The 16,856-nt window shown below is 75.0% G+C and carries 15 protein-coding genes; 12 read left to right on the plus strand and 3 right to left on the minus strand.

Going from position 1 to position 16,856, the window contains the following annotated elements; translation table 11 throughout:
• Positions 1-483: 483 nt before the first annotated feature.
• From ACF1AL_RS07265 to ACF1AL_RS07290, 6 genes are all read left to right on the plus strand, one after another.
• Positions 484-1,317 (plus strand): M55 family metallopeptidase, encoded by an 834-nt coding sequence (locus ACF1AL_RS07265; protein WP_366836696.1) that lies wholly within the window; start codon positions 484-486, stop codon positions 1,315-1,317.
• Entirely contained in the window at positions 1,310-2,620 is a 1,311-nt protein-coding gene (locus ACF1AL_RS07270) for a M20/M25/M40 family metallo-hydrolase (protein WP_391818721.1), read from the plus strand. The genes ACF1AL_RS07265 and ACF1AL_RS07270 overlap by 8 nt, the downstream gene beginning before the upstream one ends.
• A gap of 18 nt (positions 2,621-2,638) precedes the next feature.
• Positions 2,639-4,579, plus strand: a complete 1,941-nt coding sequence (locus ACF1AL_RS07275) for an LpqB family beta-propeller domain-containing protein (protein WP_391825506.1) — start codon at positions 2,639-2,641, stop codon at positions 4,577-4,579.
• Positions 4,580-4,584: 5 nt separating this feature from the next.
• Positions 4,585-5,508 carry an LD-carboxypeptidase gene (locus tag ACF1AL_RS07280; RefSeq protein ID WP_391779793.1) on the plus strand — a complete coding sequence of 308 codons (924 nt, stop codon included), beginning with the start codon at positions 4,585-4,587 and terminating at the stop codon, positions 5,506-5,508.
• Positions 5,509-5,648: 140 nt separating this feature from the next.
• Positions 5,649-5,900: a LapA family protein gene (locus ACF1AL_RS07285; RefSeq protein ID WP_366836700.1), complete on the plus strand. Its 252-nt coding sequence runs from the start codon at positions 5,649-5,651 to the stop codon at positions 5,898-5,900.
• A gap of 94 nt (positions 5,901-5,994) precedes the next feature.
• Positions 5,995-6,546, plus strand: coding sequence for a GNAT family N-acetyltransferase (locus tag ACF1AL_RS07290; protein ID WP_384205908.1), 552 nt, complete (start codon positions 5,995-5,997; stop codon positions 6,544-6,546).
• Here the strand turns inward: ACF1AL_RS07290 and ACF1AL_RS07295 are convergent.
• Positions 6,518-6,865 (minus strand): DUF6204 family protein, encoded by a 348-nt coding sequence (locus ACF1AL_RS07295; protein WP_366836702.1) that lies wholly within the window; start codon positions 6,863-6,865, stop codon positions 6,518-6,520. The two genes, ACF1AL_RS07290 and ACF1AL_RS07295, sit on opposite strands and share 29 nt — an antisense overlap.
• Positions 6,866-7,091: 226 nt before the next feature.
• On the opposite strand from ACF1AL_RS07295, the gene ACF1AL_RS07300 reads away from it, so the two are divergent.
• A complete protein-coding gene (locus ACF1AL_RS07300; protein ID WP_391825507.1) occupies positions 7,092-9,047 on the plus strand; it encodes a DUF5107 domain-containing protein in 1,956 nt (651 codons plus the stop codon).
• A 75-nt stretch (positions 9,048-9,122) separates the two neighbouring features.
• On the opposite strand, the gene ACF1AL_RS07305 is transcribed toward ACF1AL_RS07300, so the two are convergent.
• The gene (locus ACF1AL_RS07305) at positions 9,123-9,473 is read right to left on the minus strand and encodes a VOC family protein (RefSeq protein WP_391658117.1); all 351 of its coding nucleotides are present in this window, start codon (positions 9,471-9,473) and stop codon (positions 9,123-9,125) included.
• A 110-nt stretch (positions 9,474-9,583) separates the two neighbouring features.
• On the opposite strand from ACF1AL_RS07305, the gene ACF1AL_RS07310 reads away from it, so the two are divergent.
• Positions 9,584-10,138 carry a phage holin family protein gene (locus ACF1AL_RS07310; protein WP_391825508.1) on the plus strand — a complete coding sequence of 185 codons (555 nt, stop codon included), beginning with the start codon at positions 9,584-9,586 and terminating at the stop codon, positions 10,136-10,138.
• A 78-nt stretch (positions 10,139-10,216) separates the two neighbouring features.
• On the plus strand, positions 10,217-11,260 hold the full coding sequence (locus ACF1AL_RS07315) for an SDR family oxidoreductase (RefSeq protein WP_391695316.1): 1,044 nt from the start codon (positions 10,217-10,219) through the stop codon (positions 11,258-11,260).
• A gap of 93 nt (positions 11,261-11,353) precedes the next feature.
• Here ACF1AL_RS07315 and ACF1AL_RS07320 read toward each other — a convergent pair whose 3' ends face one another.
• On the minus strand, positions 11,354-12,313 hold the full coding sequence (locus ACF1AL_RS07320; protein ID WP_386421063.1) for an LLM class F420-dependent oxidoreductase: 960 nt from the start codon (positions 12,311-12,313) through the stop codon (positions 11,354-11,356).
• Between the two features lie 250 nt (positions 12,314-12,563).
• On the opposite strand from ACF1AL_RS07320, the gene ACF1AL_RS07325 reads away from it, so the two are divergent.
• The 3 genes from ACF1AL_RS07325 to ligD are packed head-to-tail and all read left to right on the plus strand — an operon-like array spanning position 12,564 to position 16,843.
• Positions 12,564-14,033: an NAD(P)/FAD-dependent oxidoreductase gene (locus ACF1AL_RS07325; protein WP_391825509.1), complete on the plus strand. Its 1,470-nt coding sequence runs from the start codon at positions 12,564-12,566 to the stop codon at positions 14,031-14,033.
• A gap of 9 nt (positions 14,034-14,042) precedes the next feature.
• A complete protein-coding gene (locus ACF1AL_RS07330) occupies positions 14,043-15,890 on the plus strand; it encodes a transketolase (RefSeq protein ID WP_391695323.1) in 1,848 nt (615 codons plus the stop codon).
• The gene (gene ligD, locus ACF1AL_RS07335) at positions 15,887-16,843 is read left to right on the plus strand and encodes a non-homologous end-joining DNA ligase (RefSeq protein WP_391825510.1); all 957 of its coding nucleotides are present in this window, start codon (positions 15,887-15,889) and stop codon (positions 16,841-16,843) included. The genes ACF1AL_RS07330 and ligD overlap by 4 nt, the downstream gene beginning before the upstream one ends.
• Positions 16,844-16,856 lie beyond the last annotated feature (13 nt).

Below are 16,856 nucleotides of genomic sequence, written 5' to 3' on the forward strand. Positions count from 1 at the left end.
TGCGGCACCCCGCGGCCGGCCCCGCCGGCGGCCGCCGAGATCCCCGGAACGGCGCGGCCCGCCCGCCCTCGGCGGGGGCCCGGCCGGCCACCGAGCCGGCCTGCCGGCCGACCGGCCGACACCGCGCTGCAGCCGCAGGGTGCGCACGGCTGTCTGGTGACGTCCTCCGCGCCGCGCGCCCGGCGCGGCGCCCGGGCCCCGGCCATCGCCGCTTCCCGGCGAGGTCATGCGCGCCCTCGTCGGCCGGGCCGTGCCGCACCACCCGGCCGGGGCGTCCCGCACCACCCGGCCGGGCCGTGCCGCGCCACCCGGCCGGGGCGTCCCGCACCACTCGGCCGGGGCGGTCCCACGGCACGCCGAGCGCGGACCCGTGCGTCCGCCCGGGCGTGTGCGGGCGTCCGGTGGTGGGGGCGGTGATACGGCGTCGCGGTGTGGGCCCGGATGCCTGGCCGCGCGGCCGGGCGGCGCGTAACGTGGCGCAGCATGAAGATCCTCATCAGTGCCGACATGGAGGGCGCCACGGGGGTGACCTGGCCGGCCGACGTGCTGCCGGGGACGCCGCAGTGGGAGCGGTGCCGGGAGATGTTCACCTCCGACGTCAACGCGGCCGTGCTGGGCTTCTTCGACGGCGGCGCCGACGAGGTGCTGATCAACGAGGCCCACTGGACGATGCGCAACCTGCTGCTGGAGCGGCTCGACGAGCGGGCGCAGATGCTCACCGGCCGGCACAAGGCCCTGTCGATGGTCGAGGGCGTGCAGCACGGCGACGTGGACGGCATCGCGTTCGTCGGCTACCACGCCGGTGCCGGCATGGAGGGCGTCCTCGCCCACACCTACCTCGCCAACCAGATCACCGGCGTCTGGCTGAACGACGTCCGCGCCAGCGAGGGCCTGCTGAACGCGCACGTCGTCGCCGAGTACGGGGTGCCCGTGATCCTGGTGACCGGCGACGACGTGGCGTGCGAGGACGCGCTCGGCTACGCGCCCGAGGCACCGAAGGTCGCCGTCAAGGACCATGTGTCGCGCTACGCCGCCGTGTGCCGCACCCCGGCCCGCACCGCCGCCGACATCCGCGCCGCCGCCAAGGAGGCCGCACGGCTGGCGGTCCGTCAGGAACCCGTGGCCGCAGGACCGTTCACGATCGCCGTCGAGTTCGACGCGGAGCACCTGGCCATGGCCGCGACCGTGGTGCCGGGGGTCGCCCGGATCGGCGAGCGCAAGGTGGCGTACACCAGCGCCACCATGTACGAGGGGATCCGCACGTTCAAGGCGGTCACCACCATCGCCTCGGCCGCCGTGGAGGAGCAGTATGGCTGACACCGTCGACCCCCGGGCCCTGGACGAGGTGGTCGCCTTCACCTCGGACCTCATCCGCATCGACACCACCAACCGCGGCGGCGACTGCCGGGAGCGGCCCGCCGCCGAGTACGCCGCGGAGCGGCTCGCCGACGCGGGCCTGGAGCCGGTGCTGCTGGAGCGCACCCCCGGCCGTACCAACGTCGTCGCCCGGATCGAGGGCACCGACCCGTCCGCGGACGCCCTGCTGCTCCACGGCCACCTGGACGTCGTCCCCGCCGAGGCCCGGGACTGGAGCGTGCACCCCTTCTCCGGGGAGGTCCGCGACGGCGTGGTGTGGGGGCGCGGGGCCGTCGACATGAAGAACATGGACGCGATGATCCTCGCCGTCGTACGCGCCTGGGCCCGCGAGGGCTTCCGGCCCCGAAGGGACGTCGTCGTCGCGTTCACGGCGGACGAGGAGGCCAGCGCCGAGGACGGCTCCGGCTTCCTCGCCGACCGGCACGCCGCCCTCTTCGAGGGCTGCACCGAGGGCGTCAGCGAGTCCGGCGCGTTCACCTTCCACGACGGCTCCGGACGGCAGCTCTATCCCATCGCCGCCGGCGAGCGCGGCACCGGCTGGCTGACGCTCACCGCGCGCGGCCGGGCCGGACACGGCTCCAAGGTCAATCGGGAGAACGCGGTGACCCGGCTCGCCGCCGCCGTCACCCGCATCGGCGAGCACACCTGGCCGGCCCGTCTCACCCCGACGGTGCGGGCCGCGCTCACCGAACTCGCCGCGCTGTACGGCATCGAGGCGGACCTCGGCGACGTCGACGCGCTGCTGGACAAGCTCGGCCCGGCCGCGAAGCTCGTCGAGTCCACCGTCCGCAACAGCGCCAACCCGACCATGCTGGACGCCGGTTACAAGATCAACGTCATCCCGGGCGAGGCCGTCGCCCATGTCGACGGCCGCTTCCTCGCCGGCCACGAGGACGAGTTCCGCGCCACCCTCGACGACCTCACCGGCCCGGACGTGGAGTGGGCCTTCCACCACCGCGAGGTCGCCCTGCAAGCGCCGGTGGACTCACCGACGTACGCGAAAATGCGGGCGGCGGTCGAGGAGTTCGCGCCGGAGGGGCACGTGGTGCCGTACTGCATGTCCGGCGGCACGGACGCCAAGCAGTTCTCCCGCCTCGGCATCACCGGCTACGGCTTCACCCCGCTGAAGCTGCCCGAGGGCTTCGACTACCAGGCTCTCTTCCACGGCGTGGACGAGCGGGTGCCCGTCGAGGCCCTGCACTTCGGCGTCCGCGTCCTCGACCGTTTCCTGCGCACGGCCTAGAAGGGCTCCCCGGGAGGAATGAGCAGCGTGCAGACCCTGCCGTACGGATCGTGGCCGTCGCCGATCGACGCGGCGCTGGCCGCCGCCCACGACGGGCTCCCCGAGTACGTCGGCTTCGTCGGCGACGAGGCGTGGTGGACCGAGCCGCGGCCCGGCGAGGGCGGCCGGCGCACCCTGGTGCGACGGCACGCCGACGGCCGCCAGGAAGCGGTCCTGCCCGCGCCGTGGAACGTGCGCAGCCGGGTCGTCGAGTACGGCGGGCGTCCCTGGGACGGCGTGCCGCATGACGGCCGGCCGCTCCTGGTGTTCACGCACTTCGCCGACAAGCGGCTGTACGCCTTCCAGCCCGGCGGTGAGCCGCGCCCGCTCACCCCGCCGGGGCCGCGCTGGGCCGAGCCGCGGATCCTGCCCGGCCGCGGCGAGGTCTGGTGCGTGCTGGAGGAGTTCACCGGTCCCGCGCCCACCGACGTACGGCGCGTCCTGGCCGCCGTACCGCTGGACGGCTCGGCGGCCGGCGACCGCGGCGCGGTGCGCGAACTCACCCCCGAGCGGCACCGGTTCGTGACCGGGCCGCGGCTGTCGCCGGACGGGCGGCGGGCGGCGTGGCTGGCCTGGGACCATCCGCGGATGCCGTGGGACGGCACCGAGCTGCTGGTCGCCGACGTCGGGGCGGACGGGCGGTTCGGTCCGCCGCGGACCGTGGCGGGCGGCCCGGAGGAGTCCGTCGCCCAGGCCGACTGGTCGGCCGACGGGCGGCTGCTGTACGCGAGCGACCGCACCGGCTGGTGGAACCTCTACCGCGACGGCGCACCCCTGTGCCCGCGCGAGGAGGAGTTCGCCGGGCCGCTGTGGAAGCTGGGCCAGCGCTGGTTCGCGCCGCTGGACAGCGGGCTGATCGCCGTCCTGCACGGGCGCGGGCCCGCCGTCCTCGGGATACTCGACCCGGAGACCGGCGACCTGGTCGACGCGGCCGGCCCGTGGACCGAGTTCGCCCCCACCCTCGCCGTGCACGGCGACCGGGTGCTGGCCGTCGGCGCGAGCCCCCGCACCGGCGGCGAGGTCGTCGAGCTGGACACCTGCACCGGGCGGGCCCGCGTGATCGGCCACCCCCACGAGGACGCCGTCGACCCCGCCCACTACCCCGAGCCGCACAGCCGCACCTTCACCGGGCCCGGCGGGCGCGAGATCCACGCCCACGTGTACCCGCCCCACCACCCGGACTGCGCGGCGCCCGAGGGCGAGCTGCCGCCGTACGTGGTGTGGGCGCACGGCGGGCCCACCGGCCGCTCCCCGCTCGTCCTGGACCTGGAGATCGCCTACTTCACCTCCCGCGGCATCGGCGTCGTGGAGGTCAACTACGGCGGTTCCACCGGGTACGGGCGCGCCTACCGGGAGCGGCTGCGCGAGCAGTGGGGCGTGGTCGACGTCGAGGACTGCGCGGCCGTCGCGCGCGCCCTCGCCGAGGAGGGCGCCGCCGACCCGGCCCGGCTCGCGATCCGCGGCGGCAGCGCCGGCGGCTGGACCGCCGCCGCCTCCCTCGCCACGACGGACGTCTACGCCTGCGGCACGATCGTCTACCCGGTGCTCGACCTCGTCGGCTGGGCCTCGGGCGGCACCCACGACTTCGAGTCCCGCTACCTGGACTCCCTCGTCGGGCCGTTCGACCCGGAACGCTACGCCGCGCGCTCGCCCCTCGCGCACGCCGACCGGATCACCGCGCCCTTCCTGCTGCTGCAGGGCCTGGACGACGTGATCTGCCCGCCCGAGCAGTGCGAACGCCTCCTCGCCCGCCTCGAGGGCAGCCGGGTGCCGCACGCCTACATCGCCTTCGAGGGCGAGGGACACGGCTTCAGGCGCGCCGAGACCATGGTGCGCGCGCTGGAGGCCGAACTCTCCCTGTACGCCCAGGTGTTCGGCCTGCACGTCCCCGGCATCCCGGCCCTGGAGCTCGCCAAATGACGCACGTGACCCCTCTGACGCGGCCGCGCCGCCTCGCGCCCGGCGCCCGGGTGGCCGTCGTCGCGCCGAGCGGGCCGGTGCCCGAGGAGCGGCTGCAGGCCGGACTCGACGTGCTGCGCGGCTGGGACCTCGACCCGGTCGTCGCGCCCCATGTACTCGGGCGGCACCCCGGCTTCGACTACCTCGCCGGCACCGACGCGGACCGGGCCGCCGACCTGCAGGCCGCCTGGTGCGATCCGTCGGTCGACGCCGTGCTGTGCGCGCGGGGCGGTTACGGCGCGCAGCGCATGGCCGACCTGCTCGACTGGGAGGCGATGGCCGCCGCCGGACCGAAGGTGTTCGTCGGCTTCAGCGACATCACCGCGCTGCACGAGGCGTTCGCCACCCGGCTCGGACTGCTCACCCTGCACGGGCCGATGGCCGCCGGGATCGACTTCGTGAAGAACGCCCGCGCCCAGGACCATCTGCGGGCCACGCTGTTCGCCCCGGAGACCGTGCGCACCGTGGCCTCCGGCGGCGGCGCGCTCGTGCCCGGACGGGCGCGCGGCGTCCTGCTGGGCGGCTGCCTGAGCCTGCTCGCCGCCGAGCTGGGCACCCCGCACGCCCGGCCGTCCGCGCGGGGCGGCCTGCTGTGCCTGGAGGACGTCGGCGAGGAGCCCTACCGCCTGGACCGCTGTCTCACACAGCTGCTGCGCGCCGGCTGGCTGGACGGCGTGCACGGGGTGCTGCTCGGCTCCTGGGCGGAGTGCGGGCCGTACGAGCGGGTGCGCGCGCTGCTCGCCGACCGGCTCGGCGGGCTGGAGGTGCCGGTCGCCGAGGAGTTCGGCTTCGGCCACGGCCCGGGAGCGCTGACCATCCCGTTCGGAGCGGCGGCGGAGCTGGACGCCGGCGCGGGCACCCTGACCCTGGACGAGCCGGCGCTCGCCTGACCCCGGCGCTCGCCCGACCCCCGGCGCTCGCCCGACCCGGCCGTCGGCGCGCGGCGGGGCGGTGGCGTGGGCCGCGGCCCGGTCACCCGGGGGGCGCGGCCCACCGTGCGGGCGGGCTTCCGGGGCCGCACCCTGGAGGTATGCGTCAGAAGACGAAGAGCCCGGAGAGCGGCGTCCGCGGCGGCAGCCGGCGGGAGATGTTCACCCCCGGCCGGATCGCCGCGCTGGTGCTGGCCGTGCTCGCGCTGGTCTTCATCTTCGAGAACACCCAGGAGACCGAGATCCGGGTCCTGGTCCCGGTGGTCACCATGCCCTTGTGGGCGGCCCTGCTGGCCACCGGCCTGATCGGCGCGCTGTTCGGAGCGTTCTTCCTCACCCGGCGCCGCCGCTAGGGGGTGTCGTCCGGAACACCCGGAGGAAACAGCGACGCCGCCGCGGTGCCGGGCAGCCCGGGCGGCCTCGCGTGGTGCGTCGTAAGGTGACGGAATGCCGCACACCGCATCCCGCTACCTCGCCGAGGGGCCCCGCGTGGGCATACGCCACTTCACCTACGACGACGGCCCGGAGTTCACCGCCCGGGCCCGTCAGAGCAAGGATCTGCACCACCCCTGGCTGTTCCCGCCGCTCAGCGCGGACGCCTACACGGCGTACGCGTCCCGGCTGATCGAGGACCCGTCCAAGGCCGGGTTCCTGGTCTGCGAGAAGGACGGCGGCGGCATCGCCGGCTACATCAACATCAACAACATCGTCGAGGGCGCCTTCCTCAGCGGCGCGCTCGGCTACGGCGCCTTCGCGCACGCGGCCGGGCGCGGCCTGATGAAGGAGGGCCTGAACCTCGTCGTCGGCCACGCCTTCGGGCCGATGCGGCTGCACCGGCTGGAGATCAACGCGCAGCCCGGCAACGCGGCCTCCCTCGGCCTCGCCCGCGCCTGCGGCTTCCGGCTGGAGGGGTACTCGCCGAAGATGCTCTACATCGACGGGGCGTGGCGCGATCACGAGCGGTGGGCGCTCACCGCCGAGATGCGGACTTGTAGTTGATCTTCATCGTGTCGAGGTCGGTGACCGACGACTTCAGCTCACCGAAGCCGTAGCCCAGCCCCCGTAGCGTGGTCGCGGCCCGGTCCTCGGCGATCGCCGCGGCCATCTCCTCGCCGTCCGCCGCGTCCGAGACCACCACGAACCGCATCGAGAAGTGCTTCAGCGGGCGCGGCTCGTAGCTGAGCGTGCCCTCCTCGGTGAACCGCATGCTCGCCAGCCCGTGCTCGGCCGCCCCGGCCAGCAGCCGCTCCCTGGCCTCCTCGGTCAGTCCGTCCCAGGTGCCCCGGACGATCACCCGGTAGGTGTGCTGCTCGCTCATCGGACGCTCGTGCTCCTTCGGTGGATGCGGTCGGTGCTGTCGGTGCGGTCGATTCGGTCGCTCTGGCCGCTTCGGCCGCTGCGGTCGATTCGGTCGCTTCGTTCACTTCGGTCAAAGAGCCGACTGTACGAGCGCGGGCGCCACCCCGCCCACCGAATAAACGCCGGCGGCTTTGCGCAATCCTGACCCGCGCCGACCCTGGCCGGATCACCCGGCAACCGCTTCCATGGTCGTCGTGACGACGATCCGACATGAGGTACTCACGCTGCCCGCCGCCGACCTCGGCCCGGACAACCCGCTGCCCGCACTGCGGCCGCTGGACGAGACACACCGCATCGACGACCGCGACAAGGCCGGCCTGCCGCGCGACATGGCCCGGCAGATCGGCTACGCCCCGCTGACCGGGCTGCTGCCCGTGCGGGTGCGCGACGGCTACGACCGCGACCGCGTGCCCCGCCTGCTCGACGCCCTCGTCCTCGAGAACGACCGCCTGCGCGCCACCGTCCTGCCCGGCCTCGGCGGCCGGATCGTCTCCCTGCTGCACAAGCCGACCGGCCGCGAACTCCTCTACCGCAACCCCGTGGTGCAGCCCGCCAACTTCGCGCTCAACGGCGCCTGGTACTCCGGCGGCATCGAATGGAACATCGGCGCCACCGGGCACACCACCCTGTCCTGCGCGCCCCTGCACGCCGCCCGGGTGCCCGGCCCCGACGGCACCGACATGCTGCGGCTGTGGGAGTGGGAGCGGCTGCGCGACCTGCCCTTCCAGGTCGACCTGTGGCTGCCCGACGGCTCCGACTTCCTCTACGTCGGCGTGCGCGTCCGCAACCCGCACGAGCGGCCCACGCCCACCTACTGGTGGTCCAACATCGCCGTCCCCGAGGACTGCCGGGTCCTCGTCCCCGCCCGGGAGGCATACCACTTCGGCTACGAACGCCGGCTGCGCCGCGTCCCGGTCCCCGTCCACGACGGCGTCGACCGCACCTACCCGCTCAACAGCCCCTACGCCGCCGACTACTTCTACGAGGTGCCCGAGCGGCGCCGGCGCTGGATCGCCGCCCTGGACGCCGACGGGCACGGCCTCGTGCAGACCTCCACCGACGTGCTGCGCGGCCGCAAACTCTTCGTGTGGGGCCATCTGCCCGGCGGCCGCCGCTGGCAGCAGTGGCTCACCGAACCCGGCACCGGCGGCTACTGCGAGATCCAGGCCGGACTCGCCCGGACCCAGCTGGAGCACGTCGAACTCGCACCGGAGAGCGAGCTGTCCTGGCTGGAGGCGTACGGCTCCCTAGACACCGACCCCGAGGGCGAGTGGACCACCGTCGTCGACCGGGCCGAGGCGCGCCTCGCCGCCGTGCTCCCGGCCGCCGACGTCGACGCCGCGTACACCGCCTGGCTCCCGCACGCCGACACCGAGCCCGCCGAGACCCTCGCCACCGGCTCCGGCTGGGGCGCGCTGGAAGTGCTGCGCGGCGGCTTCAAACTGCCCGGCACCCCGTTCGAGGAGACCACCCTCGGCGAGGAACAGCAGCCGTGGCTGACCCTGCTGCGCACCGGCGTGCTGCCCGCGCCGCACCCGGACCGGCCGCCCGGCGAGAGCCTCGTCGCCCCGCCCTGGCGGGACATGCTGGAGACCGCGCCGGCCGATCCGCACACCGAGTACCACCTCGGCATCGCCCAGTGGCACGCCGGCGACCGCGCCCAGGCCGTACGCAGCTGGGAGCGGGCGCTGCCGCTCGCGCCCTCGTCGTGGCCGCTGCTGCGCTGCCTCGCCGTCGCCGACCGCGAGGGCGGGCACACCGAGCGGGCCGCCGAACGCTACGCCGACGCCTTCGACGACCTGTGCCGCGCGCGGGGCGACGGCGGACCCGAGTGGACGGCCGCCACGGCCGCGCTCGGCCGCGAGGCCATCGAGACGCTGCTCGCCGCGGGCCGCACCGGGACGGCGCGGGCCGTGTGGGAGCGGCTGGACCCGGCGACCCGGCAGCGCGGCCGGTTCCGGCTGCTCCAGGCCGCGCTGCTGCTCGCCGAGGGCCGGCCTGAGGAGGCGCGGGCCGTGTTCGACGCCGGCTTCGAGGTCGCCGACCTGCGGGAGGGCGACGAGGTGATCGGACGGCTGTGGGCCCGGCTCTCCGACGAGCCCCTGCCCGACCGCTACGACTTCCGGATGCGGCCGTCCTGACGAGCGGTCACCGTCCGTGGCGGCCGCGGCGCCACCGCCCACGGCCACCCCGGTCCGGTGCCCGGCGGCGCCGGCTCACGGACGGCGGCGGTCCACGTACTCGTAGACCGCGCCGTCCGGGTGACGGGCGATCAGGTTGCGGCCGACCGGCGTCGGCACCGGGCCCGCCACCACGTCCGCGCCCAGCTCGGTGAGCACCGTGTGCGCCTCGTCGACGTCGGCGACCGCGATCGTCGCGGCCACCCGGCGCAGCACGTCGAGCTCCTCCTCCGGGCCGCTCATCAGCAGGAAGCAGCCGACCGCGGCGACCTCGACGCCGCCGCGTGCGAACCGGAGGGCTCTGCCGCCCGCGAGCCGCTCGTAGAAGGGGATCGCGGCGTCCAGGTCGTCGACGCACACACGAAGCGTGGCACCCAGGATCTCCATACGGCAGAGCCTAGTTGGGCCGTGCAGGGCCGGGTGATCGCTTCACCGGATCTCCGCCGGCGCCCGGCTGCACGGCGTTACGGACGGTCGGCGCCGGGTACCCGGCCGGCATGAAACCGCTGGATCACCTGGAGCATCTGGACAAGCATCTGGTCGACGAGCTGGCGCAGGTGGCCCGCGAGACCGTGCGCGACGAACTGCGCCGGCAGACCCGCGCCCGGCGCCGCACCGCCCTGCTGTACGCGGCGTCCGGCGCCGCCGCGCTGTACGCCGGCGCGGCCCTCGCGCTCGCTCTGGGCCTGGCCCTCGCCCTCGGCCTGCCCGGCTGGGCCGCGGCCCTGATCACCGCGGCGGTGCTCGGCGTCGCCGCCTACCTGCTGCGCGGCGCCGCGCGGCCGTCCGCCTCCCGGTCCACCGGCTCGCGGCCCACCGCGGAGGGGGCCGCCGGGTTCGCCCCGGGCGCCGGTGAGCACGCCGCGGGCGGCGGCGAGCTCGACGCGGGTGGTGTCCCGGCCGCCGGGCCGCTGGGCGGGTCTGCGTCTCACCCGCAGGTGCCGCCGATGCCGCCCGTACCGCCGTCCGTCCCCGGCGGGGCCGGCGGCGCCGGACCTGCCGTACCGCGCCAGGGCGGCGCCGGCCCCGAGACGCCCCACCATCGGGCGTGACGAGCGGGCGCGACGGCCGCCCCCGGGGGACTCTGAAGAGAACGGACGTACGGCTCACGAGGTGGCGAAGGGGAGCTGATGAAGCGAGGGAAAGCCGTCGTGGTCACCGGGGCGAGCGCGGGCGTGGGCCGGGCCACCGCCCGCGCCTTCGCCGAGCGCGGCGCCAGGGTCGCCCTGCTCGCCCGCGGCCGGGAGGGCCTGGCCGCCGCGGCGCAGGAGGTGCGCGAGGCCGGCGGCGAGGCACTCGTCGTCCCCGTCGACATGGCCGACGCCAAGGCCGTCGACGCCGCCGCCCAGCAGGTCGCCGACACCTTCGGCCGCATCGACGTCTGGGTCAACAACGCCTTCACCGGTGTCTTCGCGCCGTTCACCGAGATCAGCGCGGACGAGTTCCGCCGGGTGACGGAAGTGACGTATCTGGGCTATGTCTTCGGCACCCGGGCGGCGCTGCGGCACATGCTGCCGCGCGACAAGGGCACCGTGGTGCAGGTCGGCTCCGCGCTCGCCTACCGCGGGGTGCCGCTGCAGTCGGCGTACTGCGGCGCCAAGCACGCCATCCAGGGCTTCACCGAGTCCCTGCGCTGCGAGCTGCTGCACGACGGCAGCAAGGTCCGCACGACGATGGTGCAGCTGCCCGCGGTCAACACCCCGCAGTTCGACTGGGTGGTCGACCGGCTCCCCGGACGCGCCCGGCCCGTGGCGCCCGTGTACCAGCCGGAGGTCGCCGCCCGGGCCATCGTCCACGCCGCCTTCCATCCGCGACGGCGCGAGTACTGGGTGGGCGGCTCCACGGCGGCCACGCTCCTCGCCAACGCCGTCGTACCCGGGCTGCTCGACCGCTACCTCGCCCGTACGGGGTACGACTCCCAGCAGGAGGACGGCCCGCACGGGAACACCGCCAACCTCTGGTCGCCGGCCGACGGGGCGAGGGGCCGCGACCACGGGGCGCACGGGCGGTTCGACGGGGAGTCCGCCGACCGGAGCGTGCAGGAGTGGGCCTCGCGCAACCGCAACCGGGTGGGTGCGGGGCTGGTCGTCGGCGGGCTGGGCGCCGTGGTGACGGCGGGGCTGCGCCGGCGGGGACGGACACCGTGGACGCCGCTGCGGCGGATCACGGGGTGAGGTGGGGTGGGGGCGTCCCGCGGTCGGCGGGACGCCCCCCTTTTTTTGTCGGTTGCGGGTTCTTCGGCGGCGCCTGGCGTGGCCGCGGTTCCGTCAGGACTGCGTGAGCTGCGGCAGCACCTTCGTGCGGTAGAAGTCGAAGAAGCCGCGGATGTCGGGGCCGATCTGGTTGACGTAGACCATGTCGAAGCCCGCGTCGGCGAACTGGCGCAGCTCCGCCACGTGCTCGTCCGCGTCGTCGCCGCACACCCGGTTCTCGCGGACCATGTCCTCGGTGACCAGCTGCTGGGCCTGCTCGAAGTGCTTGGGGGAGGGGAGCACCTGGCCGAGCTCGCCGGGCAGCTGCTCGTTCGCCCACAGGCGGTGCACGGTGCGGACGGCGGCGTCCTTGTCGGTGTCGTAGCAGACCTTCGTGCCGCCGCTGACCGGCTTCGCCCCGCCACCGCCCTTGCGGTACTGCTCCACCATCGACGCGTCCGGCTCGATGGTGATGTAGCCGTCGCCGACGCGGGACGCCAGCTTGGTGGCGGCCGGGCCGAAGCCGGAGATGTCGATCGGGACGGGCTCGTCGGGGACCGTGTACAGGCGGGCGTTCTCCACCGTGTAGTGCGTGCCGTGGTGGTTGACCTCCTCGCCCGTGAACAGGCGGCGCATCACCAGGATGGCCTCCTCCAGCATCTCCAGGCGTACGTGGGCCGGGGGCCAGGGGTCACCGAGGATGTGCTCGTTGAGGGCCTCGCCCGTGCCCACGCCCAGACGGAAGCGGCCGTCCGTCATCACGGCGCTGGTGGCGGCGGCCTGCGCGACCACGGCCGGGTGGATACGGACGGTGGGGCAGGTCACGGCCGTCTCGATCGGCAGGGACACCGCCTCCGACAGGGCGCCTATCACCGACCAGACGAACGGGCTCTGGCCCTGCGCGTCGTTCCACGGGTGGTAGTGGTCCGAGATCCACAGGGCCTGGAAACCGGCCTGCTCGGCCATGCGGGCCTGCTCGATCAGCTCCGCGGGGCCGTACTGCTCGCAGGAGAGGAAGTAGCCGTACTGGGGCATGGGGGGCGCCTCCGTGCGGGGTGGGGACGTGGTCGGGGGGCCGAGTACCCAGGGCTCCGCCGGTGACCCGGTTGTTCGGGGGTGTCGGCCCGCCTGCCCACCCGTCTCGGTCGGGCAGGAGGTGCCGCCCGCGGCACCGCCTGGCCTGCGCCCGCCCCCCCGTCCCGCGGCGCAGCCCCACGTTTGGGGCAGCCGGGCAGGGAAACGCGGAGGGTCTCCGTACGGACGGCGTGGTGGAGGGGTAGGCAGCGTGAGGCGACCGCGGGTGGTGATCGTCGGCGGCGGGTTCGCCGGGTACCGGGCGGCCCGGGTGCTCGGGCGCATGGCGCGCGGGCGGGCCGAGATCGTGCTGCTGAACCCGACCGACTACTTCCTGTACCTGCCCCTGTTGCCGCAGGTCGCGGCCGGGATCCTGGAGGCGCGGCGGGTCACCGTGTCGCTGACCGGGACGCTGCGGGGCGTGCGGCTGGTGCTGGGGGAGGCCGAGGGGGTCGACCTGGACGAGCGGGTCGTGCGGTACGTGGGTCCGGAGGGGGACCGGGGGTCCCTGCCCTACGACCGGCTCGTGCTGGCCGCCGGGAGCGTCAACAAACTGTTGCCCATCCCCGGTGTCGCCGAGCACGCGCACGGGTTCCGCGGGCTGCCCGAGGCGCTGTATCTGCGGGACCACGTGATCCGGCAGATCGAGCTCGCCGCGGGCGCCGGCGATCCCGCGGAGCGCGCCGCCCGCTGCACCTTCGTCGTCGTGGGCGCCGGGTACACCGGGACCGAGGTGGCCGCGCAGGGGCAGTTGCTCACCGACGCGCTGGTGCGCAGGCACCCCCTGCCGCACGGGACGCGGCCCCGCTGGATGCTGCTGGACATCGCGGAGCGCGTGCTGCCCGAGCTGGACGAGCGGATGTCCCGCACCGCGGACCGCGTGCTGCGCGAGCGCGGGGTCGACGTGCGGATGGGCACGTCCGTGAAGGAGGCCACCGGACGGGGTGTCCTGCTCACCGACGGCGGATCCGTGGACACCCGCACCCTCGTGTGGTGCGTCGGCGTGCGGCCCGATCCGCTCGCCGAGTCGCTGGGGCTGCCGCTGGAGCGGGGACGGCTCCTGGTCGAGCCCACCCTGCAGGTGCCGGGCCGGCCGGAGGTGTTCGCCTGCGGTGACGCCGCCGCCGTACCGGATCTCGACCAGCCCGGGTCGTACACCCCGATGACCGCGCAGCACGCCTGGCGGCAGGGCAAGGTCGCCGCGCGGAACGTGGCCGCCTCGCTCGGTGAGGGCGAGCCGCGCCCCTACCGGCACCGGGACCTGGGGTTCGTCGTGGACCTCGGCGGTGCCCAGGCCGCGGCCAATCCGCTCGGCGTCCCGCTGTCCGGGCCCCCGGCCGGCCTCGTCACCCGCGGCTACCACCTCGCGGCGATGCCCGGCAACCGGGTCCGCGTCGCCGCCGACTGGCTGCTGGACGCCGTACTGCCGCGCCAAGGCGTCCAGTTGGGCCTCGTGCGGTCCTGGTCCGTGCCGCTGGACACGGCCTCGCCGGAGCTGGCACGCGTGCCCGACCCCGCACGGCAGCCCTCCGCCGAGGGCGGCCGGCAATCCTCCGCCGAGACCGGTCGGCAGGCCCCCGCCGAGGCCGGCGGAAGCGGGCCCGGGCCGGACGCCCTGGACGCGGACCACCCCGCGCCCGGCCCCGTCCGGCGCACCGACGCACCCGACGACCCAAGCTGAAGGAGCCACATGAACACCGGTGAACTCGTCGAACTGGGACAGCAGTTGCGCGTGGACAGCGTGCGCGCGTCCGCCGCCGCGGGTTCCGGGCATCCGACGTCGTCGATGTCCGCGGCCGATCTGATGGCCGTCCTGCTCGCCCATCACCTGCGCTACGACTTCGACCGGCCCGACCATCCCGGCAACGACCGCTTCGTGCTGTCCAAGGGACACGCCTCGCCGCTGCTGTACGCCGCCTACAAGGCCGCCGGGGCGATCGACGAGGACGAACTGCTCACCTTCCGCAAGCTCGGCAGCCGGCTGGAGGGCCATCCGACCCCGCAGCGGCTGCCCTGGGTGGAGACCGCCACCGGCTCGCTCGGGCAGGGCCTGCCCGTCGGCGTGGGCATCGCGATCTCCGGCAAGCGGCTGGAGCACGACGGCTACCGGGTGTGGGTCCTCACCGGCGACAGCGAGCTGGCCGAGGGATCGGTGTGGGAGGCCGCCGAGCACGCCGGCCACGAGCACCTCGACAACCTGATCGCGATCGTCGACGTCAACCGGCTCGGGCAGCGCGGGCCCACCCGGCACGGCCACGACCTGGACGCCTACGCCCGCCGCTTCCGGGCCTTCGGCTGGCACACGATCGAGATCGACGGCCACGACGTCGACGCCATCGACCGCGCCTACGGGGAGGCCCTGTCCACCGCCGGGCAGCCGACCGCGATCATCGCCCGCACTCTCAAGGGCAAGGGCGTCGAGGGCGTGCAGGACCGCGAGGGGCTGCACGGCAAGCCGCTGCCGGAGGCCGACGAGGCGATCGAGCAGCTCGGCGGGGTGCGTGACATCCGGGTCCAGGTGCACGAGCCGCCGACCGTCACTGTGCTGCGCTCCGCCACCACCTCGCCGTACCGGCTGCCGAGCTGGGACCTGGGCGAGGAGGCCGCGACCCGCGACGCCTACGGCAAGGCCCTCGCCGCACTCGGCGGCGGACGCGGCGACATCGTCGCCCTGGACGGCGAGGTGGGCGACTCCACGCGCTCGGAACTCTTCGGCAAGGAGCACCCCGACCGGTACATCGAGTGCTACATCGCCGAGCAGCAGATGGTCGCGGCCGCCGTCGGCGTCGCCGCGCGCGGCTGGGTGCCGTACGCCTCCACGTTCGCGGCGTTCCTCACCCGCGCGTACGACTTCGTGCGCATGGCGTCCGTCAGCGGCTCCGGGATCAACCTGGTCGGCTCCCACGCCGGTGTGGCCATCGGGCAGGACGGTCCCTCGCAGATGGGGCTGGAGGACCTGGCGATGATGCGGGCCGTGCACGGCTCCACGGTCCTCTACCCGTGCGACGCCAACCAGACGGCGAAGCTGGTCGCGGCCATGGCCGACCTGCAGGGCATCCGGTACCTGCGCACCTCGCGCGGCAAGGGGCCGGTGCTCTACGGGCCCGACGAGGAGTTCCCCGTCGGCGGCAGCAAGGTGCTGCGCTCCTCCGCCCGCGACCGGCTCACGATCGTCGCGGCCGGGGTCACCGTGCCCGAGGCGCTCGCCGCCGCCGACACGCTGGCCGCGCAGGACATCGCCGTCCGGGTGATCGATCTGTACTCGGTCAAGCCCGTCGACACCGAGACGCTGCGGCGGGCCGCCGAGGACACCGGGTGCCTGCTCACCGTCGAGGACCACCACCCCGAGGGCGGCCTCGGCGACGCCGTGGCGGAGGCCTTCGCCGACGGCCGGCCCGTGCCGCGGCTGGTACGGCTCGGGGTGCGCCACATGCCGGGCTCGGCGACCCCGGAGGAGCAGTTGCACGCCGCCGGCATCGACGCCGAGTCCGTCGCGGCGGCCGGACGGCTGCTGGTGGAGGAGGCGGTCGTGCGGTGAGCGCCCGCGCGTCGCGGACCGTGCGGGCCGGGCGCCGGACGGTGCAGGTGCACCGGCCCGACAAGGTCCTCTTCCCCGCCCACGACGGCGCCCCCGCGTACACCAAGGGCGATCTGGTCGACTACTACCGGTCCGTCGCGGCGTTCATGCTGCCGCACCTGCGCGGCCGGCCGCTGATGCTGCAGCGGCAGCCCGACGGCCTCGACGGGCCCCGGTTCATGCAGAAGAACACGCCGGAGCACTACCCCGAGTGGATCGGCCGGGTCGAGCTGCCGAAGGAGGACGGCACGGTGTGCCACACCGTGTGCGAGGACACCGCCGGCCTCGTCTACCTCGCCGACCAGGCCTGCCTCACCTTTCACCGCTGGCTCTCCCGCACCGGCAGCGTCGACACCCCGGACCGCCTGGTCTTCGACCTCGACCCGCCCGGTGCGCCCGAGGAGTCCGGGACGAGCCCCGACGGCACCTTCGCGGCCGTCCGGCGCGCCGCCCGCCGGCTGGCCGAGCTCCTCGACGAGCTGCGCCTGCCCTCGGCCCCGATGACCACCGGATCGCGGGGCGTCCACGTCGTCGTGCCCCTGAACGGCCGTCAGGACTTCGGTGCGGCAAGGCAGTTCGCGCACGACGTTGCGGACGTGCTCGCCGCAGCACACCCCGACGAGCTGACCACCGCCGCCCGCAAGAAGGACCGCGGCGACCGGCTCTACCTGGACGTCCAGCGCAACGCCTACGCGCAGACCGCGGTCGCCCCGTTCACCGTGCGGGCGCTGCCCGGCGCGCCCGTCGCGGTGCCGATCACCTGGGAGCAGCTGGACGACCCGGCCGTCGACGCCCGCCGCTGGACCATCGCCGACGCCGTCGACCAGGCCCGCACGAACCCGTGGGAGGGGCTGATGGGCCGGGGCCGCGCGCTCGGCCCGGCCCGCCGCCGGCTCGCCGCGCTGCGCGGCTGACCGGCCACGCTGT

Source organism: Streptomyces sp. NPDC014801 (genome assembly GCF_043082085.1).
GTDB lineage: Bacteria > Actinomycetota > Actinomycetes > Streptomycetales > Streptomycetaceae > Streptomyces.

Excerpts from the sequence above, each read along its gene's own strand:
- ACF1AL_RS07270 (WP_391818721.1), top strand. The coding sequence starts at position 1,310 with ATGGCTGACACCGTCGACCCCCGGGCCCTGGACGAGGTGGTCGCCTTC.
- ACF1AL_RS07295 (WP_366836702.1), bottom strand. The coding sequence starts at position 6,865 with ATGAGCGAGCAGCACACCTACCGGGTGATCGTCCGGGGCACCTGGGAC.
- ACF1AL_RS07300 (WP_391825507.1), top strand. The coding sequence starts at position 7,092 with ATGGTCGTCGTGACGACGATCCGACATGAGGTACTCACGCTGCCCGCC.
- ACF1AL_RS07275 (WP_391825506.1), top strand. The coding sequence starts at position 2,639 with ATGAGCAGCGTGCAGACCCTGCCGTACGGATCGTGGCCGTCGCCGATC.
- ACF1AL_RS07310 (WP_391825508.1), top strand. The coding sequence starts at position 9,584 with ATGAAACCGCTGGATCACCTGGAGCATCTGGACAAGCATCTGGTCGAC.
- ACF1AL_RS07320 (WP_386421063.1), bottom strand. The coding sequence starts at position 12,313 with ATGCCCCAGTACGGCTACTTCCTCTCCTGCGAGCAGTACGGCCCCGCG.
- ACF1AL_RS07315 (WP_391695316.1), top strand. The coding sequence starts at position 10,217 with ATGAAGCGAGGGAAAGCCGTCGTGGTCACCGGGGCGAGCGCGGGCGTG.
- ACF1AL_RS07305 (WP_391658117.1), bottom strand. The coding sequence starts at position 9,473 with ATGGAGATCCTGGGTGCCACGCTTCGTGTGTGCGTCGACGACCTGGAC.
- ACF1AL_RS07285 (WP_366836700.1), top strand. The coding sequence starts at position 5,649 with ATGCGTCAGAAGACGAAGAGCCCGGAGAGCGGCGTCCGCGGCGGCAGC.
- ACF1AL_RS07290 (WP_384205908.1), top strand. The coding sequence starts at position 5,995 with ATGCCGCACACCGCATCCCGCTACCTCGCCGAGGGGCCCCGCGTGGGC.
- ACF1AL_RS07330 (WP_391695323.1), top strand. The coding sequence starts at position 14,043 with ATGAACACCGGTGAACTCGTCGAACTGGGACAGCAGTTGCGCGTGGAC.
- ACF1AL_RS07265 (WP_366836696.1), top strand. The coding sequence starts at position 484 with ATGAAGATCCTCATCAGTGCCGACATGGAGGGCGCCACGGGGGTGACC.